Below are 24,368 nucleotides of genomic sequence, written 5' to 3' on the forward strand. Positions count from 1 at the left end.
GGGGCTTGCGGGGGTGGGGCTTGCGGGGGTGGCCGTGGCGCGCAGGACGCCGGCGGTCGCGGCGGTGGCGGCGCACATCAGGGTGAGCAGCAGGAAGGTGTGGTTGAGGGCGGTCAGGTGGGTGAGCCAGCCGATGACGGCGGGGCCGGCGAGCATGCCGAGGTAGCCGAGTCCGGCGACGCGGGAGACGTTGGCGCCGGCGGCGGCGGGGTCGGCGTGGCCTGCGGCGCTGAACAGTTGGGGGACGCAGCCGGACAGGCCGAGGCCGAACAGTGCCCATCCGGCGAAGACCGCCCACACCCAGGGGGTCAGCGCGACGAGGGTGATGCCGACGGCGGCGGTGAGCGCGCCGTGGCGCAGGACGGCCGTCGAGCCGTGGCGGGCCACGATCCGGTCGGCGAGCAGGCGGCCGGCGGTCATCGCGGCGGCGTAGGTGCCGTAGGCGAACGCGGCGGTGCTCGCGGGCGCGCCGAGGACGTCCTTGAGGTGCAGGGCGCTCCAGTCGTTGGCCGCGCCCTCGCACAGCATGACCGTCAGCGCCAGCACTGCGAAGATCCGGATCTGCCGGCGGACGCCGCTCGTCGCGGCATGCGCGGACACCTCGGCAGTCCCGTCGGCCCTGTTGCCGGGCCCGCTGCCGGTCCCGCCGGCGGCCCCGTCGGCCCCGTTGTCGGTCCCGGGGTGCGGTGCGGCGCCGGGCAGCAGGCTGCGGACGGTCAGCAGGGCGGTGGTGATGCCGACGGCTCCGAGGACGGCGAGGGTGGTGGCCGGGCCCAGGCCGGCGGCGGAGGCCGCGGCGGCTGCCAGGGCGGCGATCACGCCGCCGACCGAGAAGGTGGCGTGGAAGCCGGACATGACGGGCCGCCCGTAGGCCTGCTCCACGTGGACGGCGTGGGCGTTCATGCTCACGTCCAGGCAGCCGTTGGCGAAGCCGAAGAGCAGCAGCGCGCCGGCCAGCGTCCACGGGTTCGGGGCCAGGCCCGGCAGCACCAGGGACGCCGCGCACAGGACACCGGAGGCGGGGACGACGGTGCGGGCGCCGAGGCGGTCGGTCAGGTGGCCGGCCGTCCGCATGCCGGCGAAGGCGCCGAGGCCGAGCAGCACCAGCAGGCCGCCGAGCGCGGCGTGGCCGATGCCGACCCGCGCCTCGACGGCGGGGATGTGCACCACCCACGCGCCCATCAGGGTGCCGCACAGGACGAAGTAGACGTAGGTCGCCACGCGGGCGGCCCGGAGAGAGCGTTCCATGCCACTGACCATAACGAACAATTTTTGTGTGCGAAAGGCGGCTATCGAACAACTTGCTTGTGCGTTGAGGAGTGCGGTTGAATCCCTGCATGAACACCGCGGAGCGTCACACCCTGATCGCCCAGGCCGTCCGGGACGCGGGCAGCGCAACCGTCCTCGAACTCGCCGAGCTCACCGGCGCCTCCGAGATGACCATCCGGCGCGACCTCGACTCGCTGGCCGCCCAGGGCGTCCTGGAGCGCTTCCGCGGCGGGGCCCGCACCCTGCTGCTGCGCGGCGAGGAGCCGCCGTTCGCGCTGCGCGCCCGTGAGGCCGTCGACGCCAAGCGCCGCATCGCCGCCGCGATCTGCGCTCTCGTCGCCGACGGCGAGACGGTGCTGCTCGACAGCGGCACCACCTGCCTGGAACTCGCCCGCCTGCTGCGCGAACGGCCCGTCACCGTGATGCCGCTGTCCCTGCCGGCCGTCCACGTCTTCGGCGACACCCCCGGACCGGCCACCCTGCTCGTTCCCGGCGGGCAGCCCCGCGCCGCCGAAGGCGCCCTGACCGGGCCGCTCACCCTCGCCTCGATCGGCGCCCTGCGCTTCGACACCGCCGTGCTCGGCTGCTGCGGCCTCAGCGCCGCCGACGGACTGACCGCCTACGACCTCGACGACGCCACCGTGAAGAAGGCCGCCATGGCCGCCGCCCGCCGCACGATCGTGGGCACCGACGGCGGCAAGCTCGGCCGCACCGCCTTCGCCCACGTCGCCCCCGCCGGGAGTCTGCACACGCTGGTCACCGACACCGCCGCCCCCGCCGACGAGATCACGGCGCTCCGAGCGGCGGGCGCCACGGTCGCCACCGTCTGACACGGGATCCCGTCGGCGCCCGGGCCGACAAGGCCGCGGTACCGGGCTCCCCGGTCGTCGACTCGTTCGGCGACGGCGGCGACCTCTGACCGATCGCGCGCAGACCGAGCCGAGGGGCAGTGCCCGCCAGGACGACCCGGTACCCCGCGGAGCGAAATCCCCGCGGACCGTCAGCCCGCGCGGCGGACGGCGGGGAGGACGGCCGGGCGGACGCCGCCGACGGCGCGGGCGGCGAACAGGCTCTCCGGCTCGGCCGGGCCGAGCTGACCGGGCGCCAGCCGGAAGGCCACCGACTGACCACTGACGTCGGCGAGTTCGACGCGGGCGCCGGCAGGCACGGCACCGGGCAGCGTGCCGGTGACGGCGGCCTGCACGGTGAACCCCTCGTCGAGGGCGACCACGTAGGGCATCGGCTCACCGGGGCTGCGCCGGGCCGCGGGCAGCAGCCGGCGGACGGTGCCGGTGCCGCGACTGACCTCGTCGTCCAGGTCGGCGCTGCCGCAGACGGGACAGAGCATCCGGACGGGTGCGGTGGCCGCGCGGCACCAGCGGCAGCGCCGGAAGACCAGCTCGGGGCCGGGCTGTTCGACGACGGACGCCCCGGAGGGCGCGGTGGCGACAGGGTTCATGGCGGCTCCTCCCGGCCCGGGCCAAGGCGCGCGCAAAGCGGCCGCCGACGCCCGATCGACACGACACCGGGAGCGTATGGCACTGAGTGCCAATCGGTAAAGGCACTCAGTGCACGCCAGTGCGGACGCCTCCACGGACGCTCGAATCGACTGCTTAAACAATTGAATCGAGCGTGTTTCCTTGCTCACGCGCTCCGTACATGCCTACAGTCAGGGCATCTCCCCCGGACCCCGACGCTGAGGTACCGCCATGGACCGCATCCGACTGCAGCACCTGCTCGCCCGCGAGAGCGCCGAGGCCGAGCGCCGCAATCCGCGGTCGAAGGCCGCCTACGCACGCGCCGACCACCTCTTCGGCCGGGTGCCGATGACCTGGATGAACAAGACCGCCGGCACCTTCCCCCGGTACCTCGGCACCGCGCAGGGCGCCCGGATCACCGACATCGACGGCCACGAGTACATCGACTTCTGCCTCGGCGACACCGGCGCGATGGCCGGCCACTCCCCCGAGGCGGTCGCCGCCGCCGTGCAGCGCCGCTTCGCCGAGCAGGGCGGCGCGACCGCGATGCTGCCCACCGAGGACGCCGAGTGGGTGGGCGCCGAGCTGACCCGCCGCTTCGGGCTCTCGCACTGGAGCTTCTCGCTGACCGCCACCGACGCCAACCGCTGGGCGATCCGGCTCGCCCGCGCCGTCACCGGCCGCAGCAAGATCCTGGTGAACAGCTACAGCTACCACGGCAGCGTCGACGAGTCGCTGATCGTCGTCGGCCCGGACGGCCGGGGCGCCTCCCGGCCCGGCAACGTCGGCGCGCCCTGCGACGTCACCCTCACCAGCCGGGTCGCCGAGTTCAACGACCTCGACCAGCTGGAGCGCGAGCTCGCCCACGGCGACGTGGCCGCCGTCCTCATGGAGCCCGCCCTCACCAACATCGGCATCGTGCTGCCGGAGCCCGGCTACCTGGCCGGCGTCCGCGACCTGACCCGCCGGCACGGCGTGCTGCTGATCAACGACGAGACGCACACCTTCTCCGCCGGCCCCGGCGGCTGCACCGCCGCCTGGCACCTCGAACCCGACATGCTGACCATCGGCAAGGCCATCGGCGGCGGCATCCCGGCCGGTGCGTACGGCCTCTCCGCCGAGCTCGCGGACCGGCTTCTCGGCAGATCCGACCTCGACCTCGTCGACATGGGCGGCGTCGGCGGCACCCTGGCCGGCAACGCGCTCTCCGTCGCCGCGATGCGCGCCACCCTGGAACACGTGCTCACCGACGACGCCTTCGAGCGGATGGGCAAGCTCGCCGAGCGGTTCGAGGCCGGCGTCCAGCAGGCGATCGACGCGCACGGCCTGCCCTGGTCGGTCAGCCGGCTCGGCGCCCGCACCGAGTACCGCTTCGCCAGCCCGGCGCCGCGCACCGGCACCGCCTCCGCCGACGTCGCCGACCCGGAACTGGAGGACTTCCTCCACCTCTACCTGGCCAACCGCGGCATTCTGATGACGCCCTTCCACAACATGGCGCTGATGTGCCCCGCCACCACCGAGGCGGACGTGGACGCGCACACCGACGTCTTCTCCGTCGCCCTGGCCCAGCTCGACGGCTGACCCACCGTCCGTCCCCGCCCGTCCCCGTCCGTCCCCAGGCCGCCGGCGCCCTCCTCGGGCCGGCGGCCTGACGGTAGGGTGCGGAGGTCGACGGACCGAGGAGTTGCGAATTTGGACGAGATCGACCGGGCCATCCTGCGCGAGCTGCAGACCGACGGCAGGATCGCGTACGCCGACCTGGGCCCCAAGGTGGGACTGTCGGCCTCGGCCGCCCGGCAGCGGCTGCAGCGGCTGATCGACGCCAAGGCCGTCCAGGTCGTCGGCGTGACCGACCCGATGGCCATGGGCGGGCAGGCGATGGCCATGCTCGGCATCACCGTGGACGGCGACCCTCGCGGCGTCGCCGACGAACTCGCCCGGTACGGCGAGGTGGTGTACTCGGTGCTGACCGCCGGCGGCTTCGACCTGTTCGCCGAAGTGGTCTGCCCCGGGCCGCGCGAGCTGCTGGACTTCGTCAACGACACCGTGCGGCCGATCGAGGGCGTCAAGCACATCCAGTCGTTCCCGTACTTCGGCATCCACACCCACCGGTTCTTCTGGGACGTCGGCTGACCCCGCGCCACCGGGCCGGGCAGCCGCTGCGCCGGCCGGTGCATTCCGTTCCGCCGAGCGGCTGAACGAGCAGCCCCGCCCGGGCGGTGACGCGCGCCCGGCCGCCTAGCCTGCCGCTATGACCGACCAGGACACCGCGGCCGGCGGACCGCCGCAGGAGGTCCGGCTCGCCCTCGTCCTCAACGGCGGCATCAGCCTCGCGGTCTGGATGGGCGGCGTCGCCCACGAACTCGACCTGCTGCGCCGGGCCTCCCGCGGCGACGACGAGTCGGGCGTCGCCGAGCGCGACCGGCCCGCCTTCCGGATCTGGCAGCGCGTCACCCGGGAGCGGCACAAGCGGGTCGTGATCGACGTCGTCGCCGGCACCTCCGCCGGCGGGCTCAACGGCGTGCTGCTGGCCACCGCCGTCGCCCGCGGTGCGGCCCTGCCCGACCTGCGCACCACCTGGAACCGGACGGCCGACCTCTCCCGCCTGCTCTCCGAGGACGGCGGCGGCGGACTGCTGCGCGGCGCCGTCGTGGAGGAGGCCCTCGCCGAGGCCGTCGCCGCGATGGGCGGCGAGCCGCAGCTGGCCGAGCCGGTCACCCTCTTCCTCACCGCCACCGCCCTGGACGGCCGGCCCCGCCGCTGCACCGACGGCTACGGCGGCGCCTTCGACGTGCCCGACCACCGCCGGGTCTACCGGTTCCGCCACGACGACGAGGCACCGGTCCTCGAACGCGTCCCCGACGGCGGCTGGCGGATCGGCCGGCGCCCGCTGCGCGACTTCCACGGCCCGGCCGGACGCCCGGCCCCGGCCCTGCTGCGCGCCGCCCGCGCCACGGCCGCCTTCCCGGTGGCCTTCGCCCCGGTGCAGGAGGCCCCGATGGCCGACCACCGCGACCCGCCCTCCGACATCCCCAGCAGCTCCGTCATGGACGGCGGCGTCCTCGACAACGAGCCCTTCCGGCCGGTGCTCGACGCCATCGGCGAACGCCTCGCCGACCGGCGGCCCGAACGCGTCCTGGTGTACGTGGTGCCGTCCGCCGGCACCGTGCGGCAGGAGGCCGTCGGCCGCAAACGGCCCGAGGACATCACCTGGACGGAGGCCGCCGCGACCGCGCTGCACCACCCCCGCGAGGCCAACTTCCGCTCCGCCACCGAGGACCTCGCCGAACGGATGCGCACCCGCGTCTCCGGCGTCCAGCAGCACCTCTTCCGCGAACTGTACGAGAACCCCGTCCGGGCCACCCGGATGCTGCACCGCGCCGCCGAACTCCTCGACGACTACCGGCGCAGCCGGGCCGCGGCCGTGGTCTGGGACGCCCGCCGGCAGGCCGCCGCGGACGGCGTCACCGCCCTGCTCGACCCGCCCGGCACCGCGGCCGACTGGCTGCCCGGCCGCGACCCCGCCTGGCTGCCGCCGGCCGCCACCGAGCACGACGACCCGGTGCACGCCGCCGAGCCCGGCGACTGGCGCTGGGGGCTCGTCCCCACCGAACGCGTCCTGCGGCTGATGCTCTCCGACCTGCAGCGCCGCCTGCCCGACTGCGCACCGGCCGTACGCCGCCAGCTGACCTCCGCGGCCGGACTGGTGTGCCGCCGGCTCGCCGAGACCCGGGCGGTCGCGGCCGCCGTCCGGGCCGCCCTGCGCGAGGGACCGCCGCCCGGCCCGTCCGACGCCGGGATCGCCGACCAGGTCAGCGAGGTCTTCACCCGGCTCGACGCCGCCCGTACCCTCGGCGGCCTCGTCCGGCAGGCCGCCGGCACCTACCTGACCGCCCTGCACACCCTCGGCGACCAGCGCTTCGCCACCACCCGCGACGCCCTCGCCTGCTGCCTCGCCGTCGAGGTCCTCAGCCACGCCTACGCCCCCGCCGCGGCCGCCGTGGAACGGCCCACCCCCGCCTTCACATTCCTCCGGCTGGGCCCCGACGACCTCGGCCCGCTCTTCCGGCAGGACCGCTACGCCGACATGGGCGACCGCAAGCTCTACGGCACCCGGCTCGGCCACTTCGGCGCCTTCCTCGACGAGGACTGGCGCAGCTCCGACTTCACCTGGGGCCGCCTCGACGCCGCCCGCCACCTGCTGCGCGTCCTCGTCCCCGAGCCGGCCGAACGGCACGACGTGGAGCGGGAGCTGCACAGCGCACTGCTCGCGGCCGAGATCGGCCGGGAACGGATGCAGCAGAACCTCGACGAGCTGCTCGGCGCGGACTCCGCCCTGCTCGGCCGGACCGTCGGCGGCCCCGGCGGCCGCGAGGTCCGGCAGCGGACGGCACGATCGGCCCGCGCCCTGCTGCTTGCCGAGCCGGACGCCGATGCCGACGCCGCCGGTCCCACCCGGTGGGCGCAGCACCGGCTCGCCGTCCTGGCCCGCGCCGCCTTGGACCCGGAGGCGCCCGACACCCGCGGCCTCCCGCTGCGCCGGCGGGTGGGCCTGTGGCTGCTGCGCCGCGCCACCCGACGCGTCCGTCGGCAGCTGGACCTGGATCCGCTGCCCGGTGCGCTGCGGGCAGCGGTGCGCCGCGACGTCGTCCGTACCGTCAGCATCGCGGCTCTGCTCTGCGTGCTGCTCGGTGCGGGTATCGCGTTGGCGATCGCGCTGCCGCTTACATGACGGCCATTCGGTTTCTCGATGGCATCTTGCTTATGTGATACCCATTCACTCACGTGATGATCGATCGCTTCGGCAACGTAGATTCACTTCTGGATGACCCCTTGCGGAGGTGACGGTCCTTCGCTGTCTCGACAGCCCCTCGCTGTTCCGACGGCACCTCGCCGCGCTGACGGCCCCTCGCCGGCCCTACGGGATCTCGCTGTTCCGACGGACGTTCGCCACCCCGCCCCCCCCTTCGCTGCCGAGCCGCCCAGTCGCCCAGTCGCTGCCGCGAATGCCGCTCGCCGCGCACGGCGACAGCTTCCGACCCGGCGGGACCGATTTCCCGGCCGGCGGCAACCTTCCGGGCGTCGGCGGCAACCCGGGGGCAGCCAGGCGTCATCGAAGGAGGATCCCCCGTGCCCAGCCCTGCCCCGGCGAGACAGTTCGCCCCGTGCCGTCCGCCCGCACCGTCCACCCGCGCCGGAGTGCGGGCCCGCGCCGCCCGGTCGGGTACGGAGGGGTGACGGCGCTAGGCGCGGTATCGGCCGCCGACCCGCTCGGCCGCAGCAGGGCAGGCCGCGCGGGCCGGCCGGTGCCCCTGCGACCTGCGGCGACGGCCGGGGCACCCGGTGATCCGGCAGTGGGAGCGGTTGGTAGGCTGCCGCCCTCCTTGCTGATTGAGAACGCTAACAACGGATCGAGAGGTCACGCCCCGGACATGACCGCCGATGATGCGTCCGCGGAGTTCCACGACTTCTTCGAACGCCACCACGCCGAACTGGCCCGGCTCGCCCACCTCCTGACGGGCGAGGCGGACGCGGCCGACGACCTCGCGGCGGACGCGATGGTGGCCCTCTGGCACCGCTGGGAGCGGGTCCGGGGCGCGGACCACCCCGCCGCCTACGCCCGCGGCGTGGTCGCCAACCTGGCACGCGGCCGGATCCGCAGCGCCGTCCGCGAGCGGCGCCGGGTGCTGCTGTTCTGGTCGCAACGCACCGAGCGGACGGACGGGCCTGACGTGGCCTCCGTCCTGGACGTCCGGGCGGCGCTGGCCCGGCTACCCTTCCGCAAGCGGGCCTGCGTGGTGCTCCGGCATGCGATGGACCTCTCCGAGAAGGAGACGGCGCTGGCCCTCGGCGTCTCGGTGGGCACGGTGAAGAGCCAGACCTCCAAGGGCATGGCGGAACTGCAGCGGCTGCTCGGCGACCGGGCCGGCGAACTGACGGGAAGGAGGAGCTGATGGACGACCTGCGCCGACAGCTGCGCGAGGCCGCCGAGGCCCACCGGCCGGACCGGGAGCGCATGCTCGCCCGCATCGAGCGGGGCATCGACCCCTCCGCCTCCCCGCACGCCTCCGACCCGGCGGCCGGCCGCCACCGGGTGCGCCGCGGACTGCTCTCCTGGCCCCGGATGACGCTGGCCGGACTGGCCGCCACCGCGGCCCTGGCGGTCGGCGGGCTCGCCGTGGCCGCGATCGTCCAGCGACCGCAGACCCCGCCCGCACCGACCCCCTCGCCGAGCGCCACCGCGAGCACCGTCCCGCCGTCCGCCGCGCCGGAGGCGCTGCCGGCGCCGACCTCCGGGTCGCGTCCGCCCTCGGCCCCGCCCCGGCACAGCGCCTCACCGTCCCCCTCCGCCCCGTCCTCCTCGGCCCGGCCGACCGCGTCGAGGCCCCCCGGGAGCCGGACGGAGGACGGCCCGCTCTGGGCGGACGGTTCGGTGGATCCGCACAGCACGGACTCGTGGGCGCAGAGCAACGTGACCTTCAAGACCCGCGAGGTGCTCACCGCGCTGACGGTGGAGCTTCACGTGCCGCAGACCGGCGGGGTCAAGGACACCGGCCACTGGCAGACCCCGGCGGCGGCCGACTTCACGGTGACCGTTCGCGAGGAGGGCGGCGTGCTGGTCTACCGCTGGGTGCTGAAGGCGGGCCGGACCGTCCCGGTCGGGCAGCACGTCTTCGCGGGGCAGTACGGCCACGACGCCGGCGGCCGGGACGCGGGCGGCGACTGGTACCGGATCGACGCCGCCACGGCGGGCGGCCGGGCCTCGGTCTGGGGCGACTTCGCCCGTACGAGCTGAGGTGCGACGCGGCACCCTCAGGGGTGGAGGGGACGGTTCCCGCCGTTGTCGCGTGACGTTCGCGTCACGCCGGGTGACGGCGGGGTGCCCGGCGGGGCCCGTCCGGTTGCCGTCGGGTGTCGGGCGGGCGGAGCGCCGGCGACTCGGGCCTCGACGCGAGCCCGCGACCGAGCTGTCGTGCGCAGGTCAGGCGAGGTGGGGCGCGATTCCGCTCGATCGCGCGGCCTGCCGGGCGGCGGGTGGCCGGAAATCGCCCATCGCCATGAAACTTGCTGCAAGGATTTGCAGCACTTGGACCGCCGCTCGCCTCCGACGCCGCACGCGAGCCCCGGCCGTCCACCCTCCGCGGCGCCTCGCGCCGCCATTCGATCTGGAGGACAACGGACATGACGTTCCCCCAGCCGCACCCCACCGCACGCCGACCGCGGCCGTTCCTGCTGCTCCCCGCCCTGGTCACGGCCCTGATCGCGGCTCTGCTCCTCCCCGCCACCGCCGCCCGGGCGGCCACCGGCGAGACCCTCGGCACCCCCGTGCACCTGCAGGTCACGGCCGCGACCGAGTACGGGGACACCGTGCTGGTCTCCGGCAGCACCGCCGAACTGGGCGCCTGGGATCCGGCCAAGGCCGTGCCCCTCACCACCGATGCACGCAGCTACCCGACCTGGTCGGTCGACCTCCTGCTGCCGCCCGGCGGCCAGCTCACCTACAAGTACCTGAAGCGGACCGCCGCCGGCACGCTGGAGTGGGAGGCGATCCCGGACCGCTCCGTCTACCTGTCCGGCACCGGCGGCGAGACCACCCTCACCGACCGCTGGAACGTCACCGGCGAGCACCCGCTGACCGCCGTCTTCACGGTCCGCGCCACCACCACCTGGGGACAGAGCCTCTACGTCTCCGGCGACCTCGCCGAACTCGGCGCCTGGGACCCGGCCAAGGCCGTCCCGCTCAGCACCAGCTACGCCGTCTACCCGGAGTGGACCGGCATCGTCTCACTGCCGCCGAACACCGCCGTCCGGTACAAGCTGCTGAAGAAGGACGCCGACGGCACGGTCACCTGGGAGGACGGGCCGAACCACGCCACCGTCACCCCGCCGACCGGCACCCTCGTACTGCACGACGGCTGGCGCTGACGCCCCCTGCGCGACCCGCGACCCGCGACCCAGGACCCGCGACCGCCGGCCATGGGCCACCGGCCGCAGGTCCTGGGTCAGCGCCGGCCGCTCGCCGAGGGCCACCGATCACCGGTCGCGCACCGCGGCGGCACACTCCTGGCAGACCCGCTGGGACCAGCGCGACGGGTACCACACGTCCGCGTCCTCCGCGGGCTGCCAGGGGTCGCGTTCCAGGCCGGCGGTGTCCGTGCCGCAGAAGGTCCGCGCCTGCGGCCCGCCGTCGGCGGCGGCCGGGGCCGCGTGCACCACCAGGGCCGCCCTGCCCTCGGAGGCGTGCTCGCCGCCGCCGAGGTCGTGGACCGTGCTCGGCTGCTCGATCTCCAGCATCACCACCAGCGCCGTCATCCTTCGAGCTTCCCGCGGACGGCCGACTGCCGCACCTCCCGAAGGCCCGGACCCGCCCGCCCGACGACCGGAGGCGCCGCTGGAGGTCCCTCCGGGGACGAATCAGGCAAATCGCACGATACTGAAGCCATGTCACAGAACACGCAGCACGAGCCGTCGAGTCTCACGGTCAAGGGCCGCGAGGTGCGGCTGCGCACCATCGCGGTCGGCGTCATCGCGGTCCTCGCCGTGTGGTTCATCGCGGTCAACACCGCGTCGGTGACCATCACCCTCTGGGTCTCCGACGTCACCATGCCGCTCTGGGTGGTCCTGACCGTGACCATCCTGGTCGGCATGCTGATCGGCGTCTTCCTCGCCCGACGGCGGGCCACCCGCAAGGCGACCCGACGGTGACCACGCCCAACCCGCACGTCCGCCGACCGCCCGGGCGGAGCACCGCCGCACGGTGACCCGGGCCGTCCGCACAGGAGTCGGCCCCGGCCCGGGGTCACGTCACCGCCGTCCCGCACGGGCCGGCGCCCGACTCGACGGCCGCACCGGCCGGTCCGCCCCCGGCGGACGGCCCCGGCGGACGGCCCCCGACCGGCGGCCGACCGCTAGCGGCCCAGCACGGCTCCGCCGTTGATGCCGATCACCTGGCCCGTGACGTAGCCGGCCGCGGGGGAGGCCAGGTAGGCCACCGCGGACGCGACGTCCTCGGGGGTGCCGGCCCGGCCGACCAGGGTGTCGGCGATCTTGCGGGCGTGGAAGTCCTCCGTCCAGTCCGCACCGAAGATCTCGGTGTCGGCGACGTAGCCCGGCGCGAGGATGTTGACGGTGATCCCCTCCGGACCGAGCTGTCGGGCCAGGCCGAAGGCCCAGCCGTGCAGGGCGGCCTTGGCCGCCGCGTACGAGCCGGCCGAGTGCGGGCCGGCGCCGCCTCGCTGGGCCGCCGCGGAACTGATGACGATCAGCCGCCCGCCGGGGCGGCGCAGCCGGTCGGCGAGGGCGGTGGTGAGCAGGACGGCGCTGAGCAGGTTGGTGTCCAGGTCGCGCCGCCAGGCCTCGGCGAGGGCGTCGAGGCCGTCGTCGGCGGGCGGGGTGATGATCGCGCCGGCGTTGTTCACGAGCACGTCGACCGGGCCGAGTGCGGCGATCGCCTCGGCGGCCGCCGTGACCCGGGCCGGGACGGTGAGGTCGGCGGCGACGGGCACGACCTCCGCTCCCGGCACGGCGGCGGCGATCTCGTCGCGGGCCCGTTCCAGCACCTCGATGCGCCGCCCGACGACCGCCACCCGGCACCCGTCGGCGGCGAGCGCACGGGCGACGGCCTTGCCGATCCCCGTCCCGCCGCCGGACACCACTGCGACCCGTTGCACCCCTGCGCCCCCTCGGCCCATGATCGACTCGAACCGGGCCAGCGTAGCTCCTGACGGTCCGTCGGGGCCGCCGCCCCGGAGGACCGCCCCCGCGGACCGCGCCGCGGACCGCACCCAGGGTGGAGCGGGGCGGCCGGGCGCGGAATGCGGTTGATCAACGATTGGTTTAATCGTAAACTAAAGGCGTCGCGAGACCCGCGGCACGATCGAGGAGGCAGACCCATGGCGATTCGCGTGACGGACAATCAGGACAGCTCCCGCTTCGAGGTCTTCGACGACGAGGAGCTCGCGGGCTTCGCCGAGTACCACCGCTACGGCACCGAGCTCGCCTTCATCCACACCGAGATCGACCCGAAGTTCGGCGGCCGCGGCCTGGGCGGCCGGCTCGCACAGGGTGCCCTGGACGCCGCCCGCGAGCAGGGCGCCGCCGTGCTGCCGTACTGCCCGTTCATCCGCGGCTGGATCACCAAGCACCCCGACTACGCCGAGCTGGTGCCGGCCGCCCAGCACGACCGCTTCGGCCTGTGACCGCGCCCCGGACCGGGCACTCCCCCGAGGACACCATGGACACCACCACCGAGACCCCCGCCTTCGTCCGCTCCGCGGCGGCCGTCGCCACCAGCACCGGCGAGGACTACCGCGTCGACATCCGCTCCGGCCACCACAAGCTGGCCGCCGACGAGCCCGCGTCGGTCGGCGGCGCCGACACCGCCACCACCCCGGTCGGTCTGCTGCTCTCCGCACTCGGCTCGTGCACCGCGATCACCCTGCGGATGTACGCCCAGCGCAAGGGCTGGCCGCTGGAGACCGTCCGGGTGCACCTCGGCTACGAGAAGGGCCCCGAGAAGAGCGTACGGATCACCCGGCGGATCGAGCTGCTCGGCGAACTCGACGAGGCGCAGCGGGCCCGGCTGCTCGACATCGCCGACCGCACCCCGGTCACCCGCGCGGTCAGCAGCGGCACCCCGATCGTCGAACAGCAGCACCACGGTGCGGTGCGCTGGCCGCACGCGGCCGGTGCCGGCGCGGGTGCGGGCGGGCAGGAGGCGGGCCGCCATGAGTGACCTCGACCTGCACCCCACCCCCACCGCCTGCGGCGGCAACCGCGCCGAGGGGCCGGTGCGGGACCTACTGGTCGCCCGCGAGACGGCGCTCGGCGGATCCACCGTGGTGCGCCGGCTTCTGCCGAGCCTCGGCCGCCGGATGGTGGGTGCCTGGTGCTTCGTCGACCACTACGGGCCGGACGACATCGCCGACGAGCCCGGCATGCAGGTCCCGCCGCACCCGCACATGGGCCTGGCACTCCGAGGAGTCGCCGCGCGAGCACGCCCGACTGCTGCACGGCGCCCAGCTCTGGGTCGCCCTGCCCGACGCCCACCGCCACACCGCCCCCGCCTTCGAACACCACCCGGAGCTGCCCAGGGTGACCAGCCTCGACGGCGGCCTCGACGCGACGGTGATCCTCGGCGAACTGGACGGCGTCCGCTCCCCCGGTACCATCCACACCCCGCTGGTCGGTGCCGACCTGACGCTCCGCGAGGGAACCGAGGTCCGCCTGCCCGTCGAGCCGGGCTTCGAGTACGCGGTGCTCACCATGAGCGGTCTCACCGAGGTCGACGGCGTCCGACTGGAGCCGGGCTCGATGCTCTACCTCGGGACCGACCGCCGTGAACTCCCCCTGCGGGCCGTCACGGACGGCTCCGTCCTGCTCCTCGGCGGTGAACCCTTCGAGGAGGAGCTGGTCATGTGGTGGAACTTCATCGGCCGATCCGGTGAGGAGATCGCACAGGCACGAAACGACTGGGAGAACGGCACCCGCTTCGGCAAGGTGCACGGCTACGACGGCGCCCGGCTGCATGCACCACAGCTGCCGGTGACTCCGTTGAAACCCCGCGGCCGGGTGCGCTGACCTGCGGAAACATCTGCCAATTGCACAGGCGGTCCGGGAAATCAGGCAAGGCCGAAGGGCCTCACGGCGCCGAGCGGCAGAGGCCCCTCGGCGCCGCGATCGCCATCCGGCAGACGCACAGCCCTCGCGGCACGGATTCTCGTGTTCGGGTTGGTGCGACAGGGTCTGAGCGGATCGATGCTGACCTTTTGCCGACTTTCCCGACTGAACGTCAGATCCCCGATCCCGCCTCGCTTACTGAACGTAACAGCGCATTGGGCGGCCGGAGATTGGTGACGGCTGTGAGGCCGGTCCGGCCTGCGCTGTCCAGGAGGACGCGGACGAGCGTGCCGTCCTCGCCGGCCAGCCGGACGGCCTGCTGAAGTGGACGGGCTCTCAAGAGCGGCCCGAGCAGGGCGTCGAGCTCACGCATGCGATCGGCGTCCACCAGGGCGTGGGCGGCCGCGGCCACGTCGCCGACCGGCCGTGACGCCCCGTTGCGGAGGAGCACCTGGGCATCGGCCTCTCGACCGGCGTCCCCCAGCGCAACGGCCAGTGCTGCGAACCGGTGCGGGGAAGGCACGCAGCCTCCCAGAGCAGCGTGGGGATCTCCGCGGACTGCCCTGCTGTCTCCAGCTCCTGGATCAGGGCGACGTGCGGTCGTGGGGCCGGCCACCTACTCAAGCAGGGCTATGTGTGCTTGCCCGCCGAGCCCCTGCGCGCGCAGTTCCGCGAGGCGGTGGGCGGGGAGCAGTGCCGCCACCTCCGGTGGACGGCACGGTGATCTGGGCCATCCCCGCGCACACGGGGACGGCCCCCAGCCCGGACGAGGCCGACTGCCGGCGCACCCTGCTGAACCTGACCGCGAGCGGGGATCAGCTCCTCAACGAGCTGGTCCCGCCTGCGGAGCGAATCGATGAGCAGCTCCTCGAAGCCCTGCCCGACGCTGAACGGTCGCTCGCAGTAGGCATCCTCCGGAAGATCGCCTACCTGGACCACGACTTGGCGGGCTCGAACGCTGGGGCGGCCAGCTGAAGGGCAGTCACCACCCGGGAGCAGGTGGGCGGCCGGGGGCGGTCGCCCCCGTTTCGTAGAAGATTGGCGACGATGTGGCCCAGCCGGTCCGTCTCGCCCTCGATCTCCGCTGCCTCGGCGTGCCCGTCGCCCAGCCGCGACGCTGCTGCCCTGATCGCGGCCAGCGGCTCTCGGAGGTCGTGGGCCGCGGCCTCCAGCAGGGTGGTGTGCAGCGCGTCGGTACGAGCCATCGCCTCGGCGCCGGCGGCCTGGCCGGCCAGCCTCTCGCGTTCCTCCGCGAGCCGCAGCTGGGTGACGAACGGGCCGAGCAGCCGCAGGTCGTCCTCGCCGAGCGACGGACCTGCCAGCACCAGCATCGCGCCCTGGTCGCACTCCGCCGCGAACGGCGCGTCCTCGGGTCGCACCGGCAGCGGGGAGCCACTCGCGGCGACCGTCCGCCAGCCGTCCACGGTCGGCACCATGATCCCGGCCGCGTCCTGCCCGAACGTCCGCCGCAATTCCGTCGGCAGCCGCGGGAGCGTGCGTCCGGTGGTCCGTACGCTCTCCCCGGCCAGCCGCGCCAGGGCCAGGGCCTGGGCCTCCGCCCGCGCCCGGGACGCCTCCTGGGAGCGGCGGGCCAAACCGTCGATCACGTGGCTGACGACCCCGGCGACGGCCAGGCACACCGCCAGGGCGGCCACATCCGCCGCTAGCCCGACAGCCAGGCTGTGCCACGGCGCGGGGAAGAAGGTGAAGAAGAAGTCCGCAGCAAGGGCACCCGCGGCCGTCGTCCCGGCCGCCGGTGCCAGCCCGCCGAGGCGGGCCACCCACGCCACCACCAGCAGCAGACACAGCAGAGCCCCGGACAGCCCCAACGACCCGCGCAGCAGGCCGGCCAGCTGTTCTTCGGTCCCGCGCCGGCCGTACGTCTCGGCGAGGCCGACCACCACGTCCAGGCCGCCGGCCCGCAGCCGCCGCCCCTCCGCGAGCATGGCGTACGTCTTCCCCACCCCGGGTGCCGCGCCCAGGAACATCCGCAGCTTCCCGCCGACCGTCACCGGACCACCTATCGACCCATCGACCGCGGAACCCGGCCACCTCACACCCATCATGCGCCGCGGCGCCCGCACGGCCACAGGGCGCGGGCGCCTGGTGACTCACCGTCCGATTTCGCGGGCCGGAAATCCTCGACGGTCTCCCGTCGGATCAGGAGCCGGATGCGCCCGTCCCGTACCACGGCGACCGCGCTGCGCCCGACGAGGTTGTACGCGGAAGCCATCGAGACTCGGTAGGCGCCGGACGCCGGTACGGCCAGGAAGTCGCCCGGCCACGGGTCGGCGGGCAGCTCGGCGCCGCGAACCCGTCCGGATCAAGAGGTGCCCGGGCTGCGACCCGCGGGGGCCGGGACCGGCAAGCCCTCGACGTCACCTCGTGCAGCGCCTTGTCTTTCCCGTGCCGCGGCGTGGAGGTCTCCCTGCCGCACCCCGTACCCGCTGCTTCGGAGCCCGGTGTCGGCAGGGCGCCGTCGTGCGGTCAGGGTTCGAACCGGTAGCCCATGCCCGGCTCGGTGATGAAGTGGCGCGGATGCGAGGCGTCGGCCTCCAACTTGCGGCGCAGCTGTGCCAGGTAGACCCGCAGGTAGTTGGTCTCCTTGCGGTACGCCGGACCCCACACCTCCTGGAGCAGCTGGGTCTGCCCGACCAGGCGCCCGGAGTTGCGGACCAGCACCTCCAGCAGGTGCCACTCGGTCGGGGTCAGGCGGACGTCGGTGCCGTCGCGGTGGACCCTCTTGGCGGCCAGGTCGACCGTGAAGCTTTCGGTCGTCACCACCGAGTCGCCGTCCCCCGCGACCGGTTCGGCGCGGCGGACGGCGGCGCGCATCCGGGCGAGCAGCTCGTCCATCCCGAAGGGCTTGGTGACGTAGTCGTCGGCGCCGGCGTCCAGGGCTTCGACCTTCTCGTCGGAGGCGTGCCGCGCGGAGAGCACGATGATCGGCACCCTGGTCCAGCCACGCAGGCCCGTGATCACCGACAGGCCGTCCATGTCGGGCAGGCCCAGGTCCAGGACGACCACATCGGGGTGGCGGGCGGCGGCGAGTTCGAGGGCTCTCGCACCGTCGTGGGCGGCGTCCACCTCGTAGTTGCGAGCCTTGAGGTTGATCACCAAGGCGCGGGAGAGCTGGGGTTCGTCCTCCACGACGAGGACCCGGGTCATACGGGCTCCGCCTTTCACCGGTCGTCCGCTGTCTCATGGGTGAGGCGGGTCTTCAATTCGACCACGTCAGGGCCGGCTGCCGTGCGAATCAGGACGCCTCCGGAAGGAGGATCGCTCGCTCGGCGTCCACGTCCCACGCGGCTCTCGGCCGCCAGGGCGCGCGCCTGCGCTCCATCAGTCGCTGAAGCTCGGGCCCGGGTACCACCAGGACGGGACACACAGCTCGCCTGGTGCAGTGGGCGGTGACCGACGGACGCATCCCCCTGTGCAGCCATCCCGCACTGGTGCCGACCACGAGAAGGTCGCCCGGGTCGTCGGCCAGGGTCGTGAGGACCGGGCCGGGTCCGCCACGGACCAGTTCCGCGTGCATCCGGACTCCGGTCGGAACGCCCGCGAACGCGTCCTCGAGCGCGGTCTCCAGGCGTCCCCTGGCGGTGTCGCGGACGGCCGAGAGGAGCGGAGGGCACGGCGAGCGGCGGTAGCCGTACTCGCCGCCCGGTGGCTCCCAGGCGTGCACGACGTGCACCTCGGCGTCCCCTGTCCTCCGGGCTTCGGAGACCGCGCGGTGAAGCGCGGCGAGGCTCCCGAGCGATCCGCTGACGCCGACCACGATTCTGCGACTCCGCTGCTGCGGCTCGCCGTCTGCGTGCGGCACGTCCACCCCTGTGCTCCTTCTTCGTCGGTCCTCCCAGGAGAACCCGGCGGCGGGCGGACCTACCCCTTCTTGACGCATCCCTCGCACCGCGGCGCGTGATCCGAGCGGAACCTTGACGCCCGGCGTGACGGCGGTCACGCGGGCCGGTGGCGTCCGACCATGTGCCGCCGGCCGGCGGGACGCACACCGGCCGCTGCCGGCCGGCCCGCTCGATCCGGCAGTCGCCGTGAGCTCGCCCGGCGAGACACCCGGTCGTGGACCGCGGAGTCTGCCCTGACGACTCTCTGACACGGTGTGATCGCACCGTCGCCGGGGGCGCCTGACGGATTTCGGCGCAGACTGGAGTCCGGGGCTGCGGCGTGCGGCGGGAGACTGATGATCATGGACGGCGGGGCGGCAGCGATGGTCGTGGCGGTGTTCCTCGGGTTCGGTGGCCTGATGGCGTATCTGACCGGTCTCGTCGGCCTCCGGGAGATCCGCCGGCTGCGTCGGGTCGGAACACCGGTGCTCGGTCTGGTCCGCTGCATCACGCGCGACGTGAAGGAAGGCACGGCCGGCTCGCGTCCACTGCTTCAGTTCTCCACCGAGGCCGGCCGGATCGTCGAGGTGTTCTCCCCGGTGCCCTCCAGCCGGGCGCTGCCTCTTGCGGACGGCCGGCAGGTGCGACTGCGCTACGACCCGCTCGACCCGCGCCGACTCCTCGTCGAGGGGCGCGAGCGCCAATGGCTGGAGCGGCTCTTCGTCGGCTCGGGTGCCGCGGCCATGCTGGGTGCCGTCGTGCTCGCCGTTCTCGCATAGCCGCGCCGGGGCACCACTCACCGGAATTCGCACCGCCCGGGACGGGCGCCCGGCGCGGTCGGTCGGCGGAGGCGGACGGCGAGCAGGCGCCGGAGCAACAGGAGGGGCGCGCCGGCGAGCACGCCGGTGGCGAGGACCGACCATCGCCCCGCCGCCGGGGTGCCGCGCTGGGCGGTGGGGGTGTGCTCCACGGCGGCAGCATCGGCGGAGACGGGCCTTTCGGCGGCGGGCAGCAGTCGCTGACGCAACAGGCCGCTGGCCTGCCGGTAGACGTCGAGGGCCTCGGCCGACGGCCGGCCGGCAGGGGCCTGCTCCTCCAGCCGCTGGGCGCGGGCCACCAGAGCGTCGTAGTTGCCGAGCTGGTCGAACAGCGTCTGCACGGCGCGCTGCCCGTCGAGGTCGCCGGCGACGGTCTCGGCGGCACGCCGGAGACCGTCGCCGGCCTGGCTGCGGCGCTGCCGGTAGGTGTCGAGGATCTGGGTGCGCAGCTGTGCGCGGTCCGGGTCCGCGCCGAGCAGCAGCAGGTCGGCCACCTGGGTGTCCATGTCGCTGAGCACGAAGGAGAGGTCTGCGGAGGGAACGGCTCGCGGCGCTGCCCGGTGGTCGGTGTCGTCGGGGCCCGCACGGGTGGAGGTCGACACGGTCACGATGACGGCCGCAGCGGTGAGCACGGACCAGGCGCAGACTGCCGCGAGGGCGCGGGCCAGGCTCGGGGTGTCCCATCGGGAGCGGCGCAGCGGCTGCCGCCACTGCCTCGGGCCCGGCCGGAGGGCCGGGCCCGAGGCCGATCCCCCCGTGATCGAGGTGCAGGGGGCGCGCGGTGCGGGAAGCGGCACGGTCGCACCGGGGCCCTCCGCCCCCGGTGGGCCCGTCTTCTCGGTTGCGACCGTGCCGGCCTTGTCCCGCTCGCTCATGGCCGCGCGTCCCCTCACCCGGCCGCCGGCGGCTCTCATGGCCTTTGCCGCCGACGGATTCGAAGCCGGCACGCTCCCCCACAGAGCGGGCCGGTTCGTCACCGAGAACGCTATGGCCGGCGAGGGCGTCCCCCGGCCTTCCTGACGCGTTCCTGGCGCTGCCCGAACCGATCTTGACGGCTCCTTGATCGGAAACTGCGGGCATCGCCCGGTTCAGGGCTGGTACCGGTAGCCGATGCCCGGTTCGGTGATCAGGTGGCGGGGGCGGGTGGGATCGGGTTCGAGCTTGCGGCGCAGGCCGCCGAGGTAGACCCGCAGGTAGTTTCCGCGGTCCTCGGCCTCGGGACCCCACACCTCGCACAGGATCTCCTTGCCCGGCACCAGGCGGCCGGGCGCCGCGAGCAGCAGCTTGAGGATGTGCCACTCCGTGGGGGTGAGCCGCACGGGTCCGTCCGGGCCGGTGACGGTGTTCGCGACCGTGTCGATCACGTGGTCGCCGAGGACGACGCTGAGCGGCGCCGCGAGGGCGGATGAGCGTCGCAGCACCGCGCGGAGCCTGGCGAAGAGTTCGGCCACCACGAAGGGCTTGGTCAGGTAGTCGTCCGCCCCGGCGTCCAGGGCGCTGATCCGGTCGTCGACCCCGGTGCGGCCGGACAGCACGATGATCGGTACCGAGAGTGAGGCCCGCAGGCCCCGGATGATGTCCACGCCGTCGAAGTCGGGCAGGCCGAGGTCGAGCACGACGGCGTCGGGGCTGCCGCGGCCCACGGCGTCGAGAGCCTGCTGTCCGGTGGCGGCGGTCAGTACGGAGTAGCGCCTGGCATGCAGATTGATCTTCAGCGTGCGCAGCAGCGCCGGTTCGTCGTCCACCACCAGGATGTGGCTCATGCCGCGACACCTCCGTGCGTCGGGTCGGCCGCCTGGGACGCGGGCAGGGTGAGGAGCATGGTGGTGCCGCCGCCGGGGGTGTCCTCGACCTCCAGGGAGCCGCCCATGGCTTCGGCGAGGCCGCGGGAGAGGGCGAGGCCGAGGCCGACACCGGTGGTGTTGTCGTTGTCGCCGAGACGCTGGAACGGCAGGAAGACCCGGTCGCGGTCCGCGAAGGGAATGCCCGGGCCGCGGTCGATCACTCGGACTTCCACCCGTCCCCGGTGGTGGCTGGCGGCGACCAGGACGGGTGCGCCCGGGGCGTTGTACCTGAGTGCGTTGGTGATCACGTTGGCCAGTACCCGTTCGAGCAACGGCACGTCGGCGAGCACCGGTGGCACGGTGTCCAGGTCCAGCGGTTGGACGGGGGCGTCCGGCTGGGCGAGGGAGTCCATCGCGCGCCGCAGCACCTCGTCCAGCGGGGTGGATTCCAGGTGCAGGGTGAGCACGCCGGCCTGGAGCCGGCTCATGTCGAGCAGGTTGTCGACGAGGCGGGTGAGTTTGACGAGTGACTCGTCGGCCATGTCGAGGAGTTCGGCCTGGTCCTCGGGGGCGAACTCCACCTCGGCGCTGCGTAGCGAGCCGACGGCGGCGAGGGCGGCGGCGAGCGGGGTGCGCAGGTCGTGGCTGACGGCGGCGAGCAGGGCGGTGCGCATCCTGTCGGCGGCCTTGATCGGTTCGATCTCGGCTGCGACGGTGGCGAGCCGGTCGCGTTCCAGGGCGGCGGCGATGTGGGCGGCGAACGCGGTGAGCACCCGCTGGTCGGCGGCGGGCAGTCTGCGCCCGGCGAGGATCAGCAACGCCTCCGGCCCGACCGGGACTTCGGTGACCGTGCGGTCCGGGGCCGGTGCGCCGTCGCTGTCACTGCGGCCGAGGGTCTCGCCGCTGCGCCGGTCGAGGAGGGCGACGGAGTCGAGGGCGAAGGCGGTGCGGGTCTTCTCCAGCAGGGCGGGCAGGGCGTCGGCCCCGCGCAGCACGCTGCCGGCAAGGGTGGAGAGGGTCTCGGCCTCGGCGGTCGCCCTGGCTGCCCGGGCGGTGAGCCGGGTGGCGCGGTCGACCACGGTGGAGACGGTGAGCGCGACCGAGGCGAACACCACCAGCGCGATGGCGTTGTTGGGCTCGGCGATGGTGAACGTGTGGACGGGCGGGATGAAGTAGTAGTTGAGCAGCAGCGAGGCGACCAGCGAGGCCAGCAGCGCGGAGGTTGCTCCGCCGAGCAATGCGACGGCCACCACACCGAGTTGGAAGATCAGGGCCACGGTGGTGAGGTTGAGCGACCCCGTCAGCTGAGAGAGGATCACGGTCAGCAGCACGGGCAGCAGGAGCCCTGCGGAGAAGCCTGCCACCGTCCGTCGCCGGGAGTGTCGCCGGCCGAGGGAGGGCAGGCGGCCGCGCCCGGTGAACGCGTGGGTGACCATGTGGACGTCGATGTCCTCGGAGAGGTCGACGGTGGTCTGCCCGTTGCCGGGGCCGGTGAGGAAGCGGTTGAGGCGGCCGCGGCGGCTGGTGCCGAGGACCAGCTGGGTGGCGTCGTGGGCACGGGCGAAGGCGAGCAGCGAGCTGGGGATGTCGTCGCCGACGACGACGTGGTAGCTGCCGCCGAGCGTCTCGACCAGCTGCCGCTGTTCGGCGAGCGCGCCCGGTGAGGCGCCGGAAAGGCCGTCACTCCGGGTGACATGGACAGCAAGGAGCTCGCCGCCGGCCGTGCGGTCCGCGATCCTCGCCGCCCGACGGATGATGGTCTCCCCCTCGGGGCCACCGGTCAGTGCCACGACGACGCGTTCGCGGGTCTCCCAGACGCGGTCGATATTGTGGGTGGCGCGGTAGTCGCGCAGCCCCTCGTCGACCCTTCCGGCGACCCAGAGCAGGGCCAACTCCCTTAGTGCGGTGAGGTTTCCGACCCGGAAGTAGTTGGAGAGCGCGGCGTCCACCTTCTCCGCCTTGTAGACGTTCCCGTGCGCCATGCGGCGGCGCAGGGCCTGGGGTGCCATGTCGACCAGTTCGATCTGGTCGGCGCGGCGGACGACCTCGTCGGGGACGGTCTCGCGCTGCGGGATTCCGGTGATCTTCTGCACGACGTCGTTCAGCGATTCCAGGTGCTGGACGTTGACCGTGGTGATCACGTCGATGCCGGCGGCGACCAGTTCCTCGACGTCCTGCCACCGTTTGGCGTTGCGGCCGCCCGGGATGTTGGTGTGCGCGAGTTCGTCGACCAGGACGAGCTGCGGCCGGCGGGCCAGGATCGCGTCCAGGTCCATCTCCTGGAAATCGGTGCCGCGGTAGCTGCGGGTCAGCCGGGGCACCAGGTCCAGGCCCTGGAGCATGTTCTCGGTGTGCCGGCGGCCGTGGCACTCGATGTAGCCGACCACCACGTCCGCGCCGCGGTCGCGCCGCCTGTGGGCCTCGTCCAGCATCCGGTAGGTCTTGCCGACACCGGGAGCCGATCCGAGGTAGACCCTCAGCTTCCCGCGGCGGATGGCGGTGCCGGGGGTGAGGTCACGGGACATGAACGCTGCTCTTTCTCGACGAAGGGCGGCCGGAAACATGTGGGTCTCGCCGCCGTCCCGAGCGGGTCATCCTGCTCCGCTCAACGGGACGCGACACATGGGCAACCGACCCGGGTGCGGGGAGGTGTTCCCCGCGCCCGGGTCGGTTCGGTCACTCAGACCACTGGTGCGACATCACTTGGTCTCGCTCAGTGCCTTGTTGAGCAGGACGACGTTGACGCCGGCCTGGCCGAGGAAGCCGAGCGAGCGGCCCTCGGTGTACTTGTCGATCAGCTGGTTCAGCTGCTCGGCGGGCACGTTGCGCGCCTTGGCCACCCGGTCGACCTGCTCCTTCGCGTACGCGACGGAGATGTGCGGGTCGAGGCCGGAGCCGGAGGCGGTGACCGCGTCCACCGGGACGCTCGCCGGGTCGACGCCGTCGAAGGCGGCGATCGCGGCGCGCCGCTCCCGGACGGCCTTCAGCAGGTCCTCGCTGTCGGGGCCGAGGTTGGAGGCGCCCGAGGCCTTCGGGTCGTACGAGCCGGCCGAGGGGCGGGGCTGGAACCACTTCGGGTCCGGCTGTGCCTGCTCGTTCGGGTCGCCGGGGTTCTTCTTCGGCAGGTCGTAGGTCTGGCCGAGCAGGCTCGACCCGATCTCCCTGCCGTCGGACGTCACGATCGAGCCGTTGGCCTTGCCGGCGAAGGCGACCTGGCTGACACCGGTGACGAACAGCGGGTAGGCGAGGCCGAGGATCACGGTCATCACCAGCAGCATCCGCAGCGCGGTGAGGTGGGTGCGCAGAAGGGTGGACATGGTTGGCGTGACCTCTCAGCTCAGGCCGGGGACGAACCGGACGACCAGGTCGATCGCCTTGATTCCGATGAACGGGACGACGAGGCCGCCCACGCCGTAGAGCCCGAGGTTCCGGGCCAGCAGCGAGCCGGCGTCGGAGGGGCGGTACTTGACGCCGCGCAGGGCGAGCGGGATCAGGCCGACGATGACCAGGGCGTTGAAGACGATCGCGGAGGTGATCGCGGACTCGGGGCTGTGCAGG

At 73.8% G+C, this 24,368-nt stretch carries 24 protein-coding genes and 4 pseudogenes; 13 read left to right on the forward strand and 15 right to left on the reverse strand.

From position 1 onward, the window contains the following. On the reverse strand, positions 1 to 1,248 hold a 1,248-nt coding region (locus IE98_RS0140095), incomplete at its 3' end, for an MFS transporter (protein ID WP_043176268.1). 89 nt (positions 1,249 to 1,337) lie between these two features. On the opposite strand from IE98_RS0140095, the gene IE98_RS0140100 reads away from it, so the two are divergent. Beyond that, positions 1,338 to 2,099, forward strand: a complete 762-nt coding sequence (locus IE98_RS0140100) for a DeoR/GlpR family DNA-binding transcription regulator (protein WP_030277493.1) — start codon at positions 1,338 to 1,340, stop codon at positions 2,097 to 2,099. A gap of 170 nt (positions 2,100 to 2,269) precedes the next feature. Here the strand turns inward: IE98_RS0140100 and IE98_RS43910 are convergent, their stop codons facing one another. Continuing rightward, positions 2,270 to 2,728, reverse strand: coding sequence for a Zn-ribbon domain-containing OB-fold protein (locus tag IE98_RS43910; RefSeq protein ID WP_052391578.1), 459 nt, complete (start codon positions 2,726 to 2,728; stop codon positions 2,270 to 2,272). Positions 2,729 to 2,978: 250 nt separating this feature from the next. Here IE98_RS43910 and IE98_RS0140110 point away from each other — a divergent pair, with 250 nt between their 5' ends. From IE98_RS0140110 to IE98_RS0140135, 6 genes are all read left to right on the forward strand, one after another. Then, positions 2,979 to 4,328 carry a transaminase gene (locus tag IE98_RS0140110; protein WP_030277497.1) on the forward strand — a complete coding sequence of 450 codons (1,350 nt, stop codon included), beginning with the start codon at positions 2,979 to 2,981 and terminating at the stop codon, positions 4,326 to 4,328. A 111-nt stretch (positions 4,329 to 4,439) separates the two neighbouring features. Further along, positions 4,440 to 4,880, forward strand: coding sequence for an Lrp/AsnC family transcriptional regulator (locus IE98_RS0140115; protein ID WP_030277498.1), 441 nt, complete (start codon positions 4,440 to 4,442; stop codon positions 4,878 to 4,880). A gap of 118 nt (positions 4,881 to 4,998) precedes the next feature. Beyond that, positions 4,999 to 7,479: a DUF3376 domain-containing protein gene (locus IE98_RS0140120; protein WP_052391579.1), complete on the forward strand. Its 2,481-nt coding sequence runs from the start codon at positions 4,999 to 5,001 to the stop codon at positions 7,477 to 7,479. Between the two features lie 700 nt (positions 7,480 to 8,179). Further along, positions 8,180 to 8,701 (forward strand): SigE family RNA polymerase sigma factor, encoded by a 522-nt coding sequence (locus IE98_RS0140125; RefSeq protein ID WP_030277502.1) that lies wholly within the window; start codon positions 8,180 to 8,182, stop codon positions 8,699 to 8,701. Beyond that, positions 8,701 to 9,543 carry a hypothetical protein gene (locus IE98_RS0140130; protein WP_030277504.1) on the forward strand — a complete coding sequence of 281 codons (843 nt, stop codon included), beginning with the start codon at positions 8,701 to 8,703 and terminating at the stop codon, positions 9,541 to 9,543. The genes IE98_RS0140125 and IE98_RS0140130 overlap by 1 nt, the downstream gene beginning before the upstream one ends. Before the next feature lie 386 nt (positions 9,544 to 9,929). After that, positions 9,930 to 10,673, forward strand: coding sequence for a carbohydrate-binding module family 20 domain-containing protein (locus IE98_RS0140135; protein WP_030277506.1), 744 nt, complete (start codon positions 9,930 to 9,932; stop codon positions 10,671 to 10,673). Between the two features lie 108 nt (positions 10,674 to 10,781). Here IE98_RS0140135 and IE98_RS0140140 read toward each other — a convergent pair whose 3' ends face one another. Beyond that, positions 10,782 to 11,060, reverse strand: coding sequence for a hypothetical protein (locus IE98_RS0140140; RefSeq protein ID WP_052391580.1), 279 nt, complete (start codon positions 11,058 to 11,060; stop codon positions 10,782 to 10,784). 129 nt (positions 11,061 to 11,189) lie between these two features. On the opposite strand from IE98_RS0140140, the gene IE98_RS0140145 reads away from it, so the two are divergent. After that, complete coding sequence (locus tag IE98_RS0140145; RefSeq protein ID WP_030277510.1) at positions 11,190 to 11,453, forward strand: LapA family protein; 264 nt, start codon at positions 11,190 to 11,192, stop codon at positions 11,451 to 11,453. 203 nt (positions 11,454 to 11,656) lie between these two features. Here the strand turns inward: IE98_RS0140145 and IE98_RS0140150 are convergent, their stop codons facing one another. Continuing rightward, positions 11,657 to 12,418, reverse strand: a complete 762-nt coding sequence (locus IE98_RS0140150) for an SDR family NAD(P)-dependent oxidoreductase (RefSeq protein ID WP_199923057.1) — start codon at positions 12,416 to 12,418, stop codon at positions 11,657 to 11,659. Between the two features lie 222 nt (positions 12,419 to 12,640). On the opposite strand from IE98_RS0140150, the gene IE98_RS0140155 reads away from it, so the two are divergent. The 3 genes and pseudogenes from IE98_RS0140155 to IE98_RS43915 all read left to right on the forward strand — a co-directional run bounded on the left by IE98_RS0140155 (position 12,641) and on the right by IE98_RS43915 (position 14,327). Beyond that, positions 12,641 to 12,946 carry a GNAT family N-acetyltransferase gene (locus tag IE98_RS0140155; RefSeq protein WP_030277514.1) on the forward strand — a complete coding sequence of 102 codons (306 nt, stop codon included), beginning with the start codon at positions 12,641 to 12,643 and terminating at the stop codon, positions 12,944 to 12,946. Between the two features lie 35 nt (positions 12,947 to 12,981). Continuing rightward, on the forward strand, positions 12,982 to 13,482 hold the full coding sequence (locus tag IE98_RS0140160) for an OsmC family protein (protein WP_078661692.1): 501 nt from the start codon (positions 12,982 to 12,984) through the stop codon (positions 13,480 to 13,482). Then, positions 13,475 to 14,327, forward strand: a pseudogene (locus tag IE98_RS43915) (pirin family protein). Before IE98_RS0140160 ends, IE98_RS43915 begins: the two are co-directional and overlap by 8 nt. Positions 14,328 to 14,538: 211 nt before the next feature. On the opposite strand, the gene IE98_RS0140170 reads toward IE98_RS43915, so the two are convergent. Beyond that, on the reverse strand, positions 14,539 to 14,889 hold the full coding sequence (locus tag IE98_RS0140170; RefSeq protein WP_030277518.1) for a hypothetical protein: 351 nt from the start codon (positions 14,887 to 14,889) through the stop codon (positions 14,539 to 14,541). A gap of 197 nt (positions 14,890 to 15,086) precedes the next feature. On the opposite strand from IE98_RS0140170, the gene IE98_RS0140175 reads away from it, so the two are divergent. Then, entirely contained in the window at positions 15,087 to 15,341 is a 255-nt protein-coding gene (locus IE98_RS0140175) for a hypothetical protein (protein WP_159401227.1), read from the forward strand. Here the strand turns inward: IE98_RS0140175 and IE98_RS0140180 are convergent. The 5 genes and pseudogenes from IE98_RS0140180 to IE98_RS52795 form a co-directional block, all read right to left on the reverse strand. Beyond that, complete coding sequence (locus IE98_RS0140180) at positions 15,293 to 16,219, reverse strand: DUF4118 domain-containing protein (protein ID WP_420706269.1); 927 nt, start codon at positions 16,217 to 16,219, stop codon at positions 15,293 to 15,295. The two genes, IE98_RS0140175 and IE98_RS0140180, sit on opposite strands and share 49 nt — an antisense overlap. Further along, positions 16,208 to 16,354 (reverse strand): annotated as a pseudogene (locus IE98_RS52790) (sensor histidine kinase KdpD); the annotation flags it as partial. The pseudogene IE98_RS52790 and the gene IE98_RS0140180, both read right to left, overlap by 12 nt. A gap of 74 nt (positions 16,355 to 16,428) precedes the next feature. Further along, a pseudogene (locus IE98_RS51700) lies at positions 16,429 to 16,668 on the reverse strand (hypothetical protein); the annotation flags it as partial. A gap of 185 nt (positions 16,669 to 16,853) precedes the next feature. Continuing rightward, entirely contained in the window at positions 16,854 to 17,534 is a 681-nt protein-coding gene (locus tag IE98_RS0140185) for a response regulator (protein ID WP_030277523.1), read from the reverse strand. An 88-nt stretch (positions 17,535 to 17,622) separates the two neighbouring features. Further along, positions 17,623 to 18,267, reverse strand: a complete 645-nt coding sequence (locus IE98_RS52795; RefSeq protein WP_078661691.1) for a universal stress protein — start codon at positions 18,265 to 18,267, stop codon at positions 17,623 to 17,625. A 297-nt stretch (positions 18,268 to 18,564) separates the two neighbouring features. Here IE98_RS52795 and IE98_RS49845 point away from each other — a divergent pair, with 297 nt between their 5' ends. Beyond that, complete coding sequence (locus tag IE98_RS49845) at positions 18,565 to 18,987, forward strand: DUF3592 domain-containing protein (protein WP_052391581.1); 423 nt, start codon at positions 18,565 to 18,567, stop codon at positions 18,985 to 18,987. A gap of 17 nt (positions 18,988 to 19,004) precedes the next feature. On the opposite strand, the gene IE98_RS49850 is transcribed toward IE98_RS49845, so the two are convergent. From IE98_RS49850 to IE98_RS0140225, 5 genes and pseudogenes are all read right to left on the reverse strand, one after another. Further along, positions 19,005 to 19,901, reverse strand: coding sequence for a hypothetical protein (locus tag IE98_RS49850; RefSeq protein WP_159401229.1), 897 nt, complete (start codon positions 19,899 to 19,901; stop codon positions 19,005 to 19,007). A gap of 213 nt (positions 19,902 to 20,114) precedes the next feature. After that, the gene (locus tag IE98_RS0140210; RefSeq protein WP_030277530.1) at positions 20,115 to 20,789 is read right to left on the reverse strand and encodes a response regulator; all 675 of its coding nucleotides are present in this window, start codon (positions 20,787 to 20,789) and stop codon (positions 20,115 to 20,117) included. Beyond that, complete coding sequence (locus tag IE98_RS0140215) at positions 20,786 to 23,335, reverse strand: ATP-binding protein (protein ID WP_030277532.1); 2,550 nt, start codon at positions 23,333 to 23,335, stop codon at positions 20,786 to 20,788. The genes IE98_RS0140210 and IE98_RS0140215 overlap by 4 nt, the downstream gene beginning before the upstream one ends. 174 nt (positions 23,336 to 23,509) lie before the next feature. Next, on the reverse strand, positions 23,510 to 24,127 hold the full coding sequence (kdpC, locus tag IE98_RS0140220; protein WP_030277534.1) for a potassium-transporting ATPase subunit KdpC: 618 nt from the start codon (positions 24,125 to 24,127) through the stop codon (positions 23,510 to 23,512). A 15-nt stretch (positions 24,128 to 24,142) separates the two neighbouring features. Further along, positions 24,143 to 24,368 (reverse strand): annotated as a pseudogene (locus IE98_RS0140225) (potassium-transporting ATPase subunit B); the annotation flags it as partial.

The sequence above is a fragment of the Streptomyces sp. NRRL B-24484 genome, from assembly GCF_000717715.1.
Taxonomy (GTDB): Bacteria; Actinomycetota; Actinomycetes; order Streptomycetales; family Streptomycetaceae; genus Kitasatospora.

Coding starts and splice junctions, on each gene's coding strand:
- IE98_RS43910 (WP_052391578.1), bottom strand. CDS start 2,728: ATGAACCCTGTCGCCACCGCGCCCTCCGGGGCGTCCGTCGTCGAACAG.
- IE98_RS49850 (WP_159401229.1), bottom strand. CDS start 19,901: ATGAGCGAGCGGGACAAGGCCGGCACGGTCGCAACCGAGAAGACGGGC.
- IE98_RS0140100 (WP_030277493.1), top strand. CDS start 1,338: ATGAACACCGCGGAGCGTCACACCCTGATCGCCCAGGCCGTCCGGGAC.
- IE98_RS0140110 (WP_030277497.1), top strand. CDS start 2,979: ATGGACCGCATCCGACTGCAGCACCTGCTCGCCCGCGAGAGCGCCGAG.
- IE98_RS0140160 (WP_078661692.1), top strand. CDS start 12,982: ATGGACACCACCACCGAGACCCCCGCCTTCGTCCGCTCCGCGGCGGCC.
- IE98_RS0140130 (WP_030277504.1), top strand. CDS start 8,701: ATGGACGACCTGCGCCGACAGCTGCGCGAGGCCGCCGAGGCCCACCGG.
- IE98_RS0140210 (WP_030277530.1), bottom strand. CDS start 20,789: ATGAGCCACATCCTGGTGGTGGACGACGAACCGGCGCTGCTGCGCACG.
- IE98_RS0140215 (WP_030277532.1), bottom strand. CDS start 23,335: ATGTCCCGTGACCTCACCCCCGGCACCGCCATCCGCCGCGGGAAGCTG.
- IE98_RS0140140 (WP_052391580.1), bottom strand. CDS start 11,060: ATGACGGCGCTGGTGGTGATGCTGGAGATCGAGCAGCCGAGCACGGTC.
- IE98_RS0140120 (WP_052391579.1), top strand. CDS start 4,999: ATGACCGACCAGGACACCGCGGCCGGCGGACCGCCGCAGGAGGTCCGG.
- kdpC (WP_030277534.1), bottom strand. CDS start 24,127: ATGTCCACCCTTCTGCGCACCCACCTCACCGCGCTGCGGATGCTGCTG.
- IE98_RS0140185 (WP_030277523.1), bottom strand. CDS start 17,534: ATGACCCGGGTCCTCGTCGTGGAGGACGAACCCCAGCTCTCCCGCGCC.
- IE98_RS0140135 (WP_030277506.1), top strand. CDS start 9,930: ATGACGTTCCCCCAGCCGCACCCCACCGCACGCCGACCGCGGCCGTTC.
- IE98_RS49845 (WP_052391581.1), top strand. CDS start 18,565: ATGATCATGGACGGCGGGGCGGCAGCGATGGTCGTGGCGGTGTTCCTC.
- IE98_RS0140125 (WP_030277502.1), top strand. CDS start 8,180: ATGACCGCCGATGATGCGTCCGCGGAGTTCCACGACTTCTTCGAACGC.
- IE98_RS0140145 (WP_030277510.1), top strand. CDS start 11,190: ATGTCACAGAACACGCAGCACGAGCCGTCGAGTCTCACGGTCAAGGGC.
- IE98_RS0140155 (WP_030277514.1), top strand. CDS start 12,641: ATGGCGATTCGCGTGACGGACAATCAGGACAGCTCCCGCTTCGAGGTC.
- IE98_RS52795 (WP_078661691.1), bottom strand. CDS start 18,267: ATGCGTCAAGAAGGGGTAGGTCCGCCCGCCGCCGGGTTCTCCTGGGAG.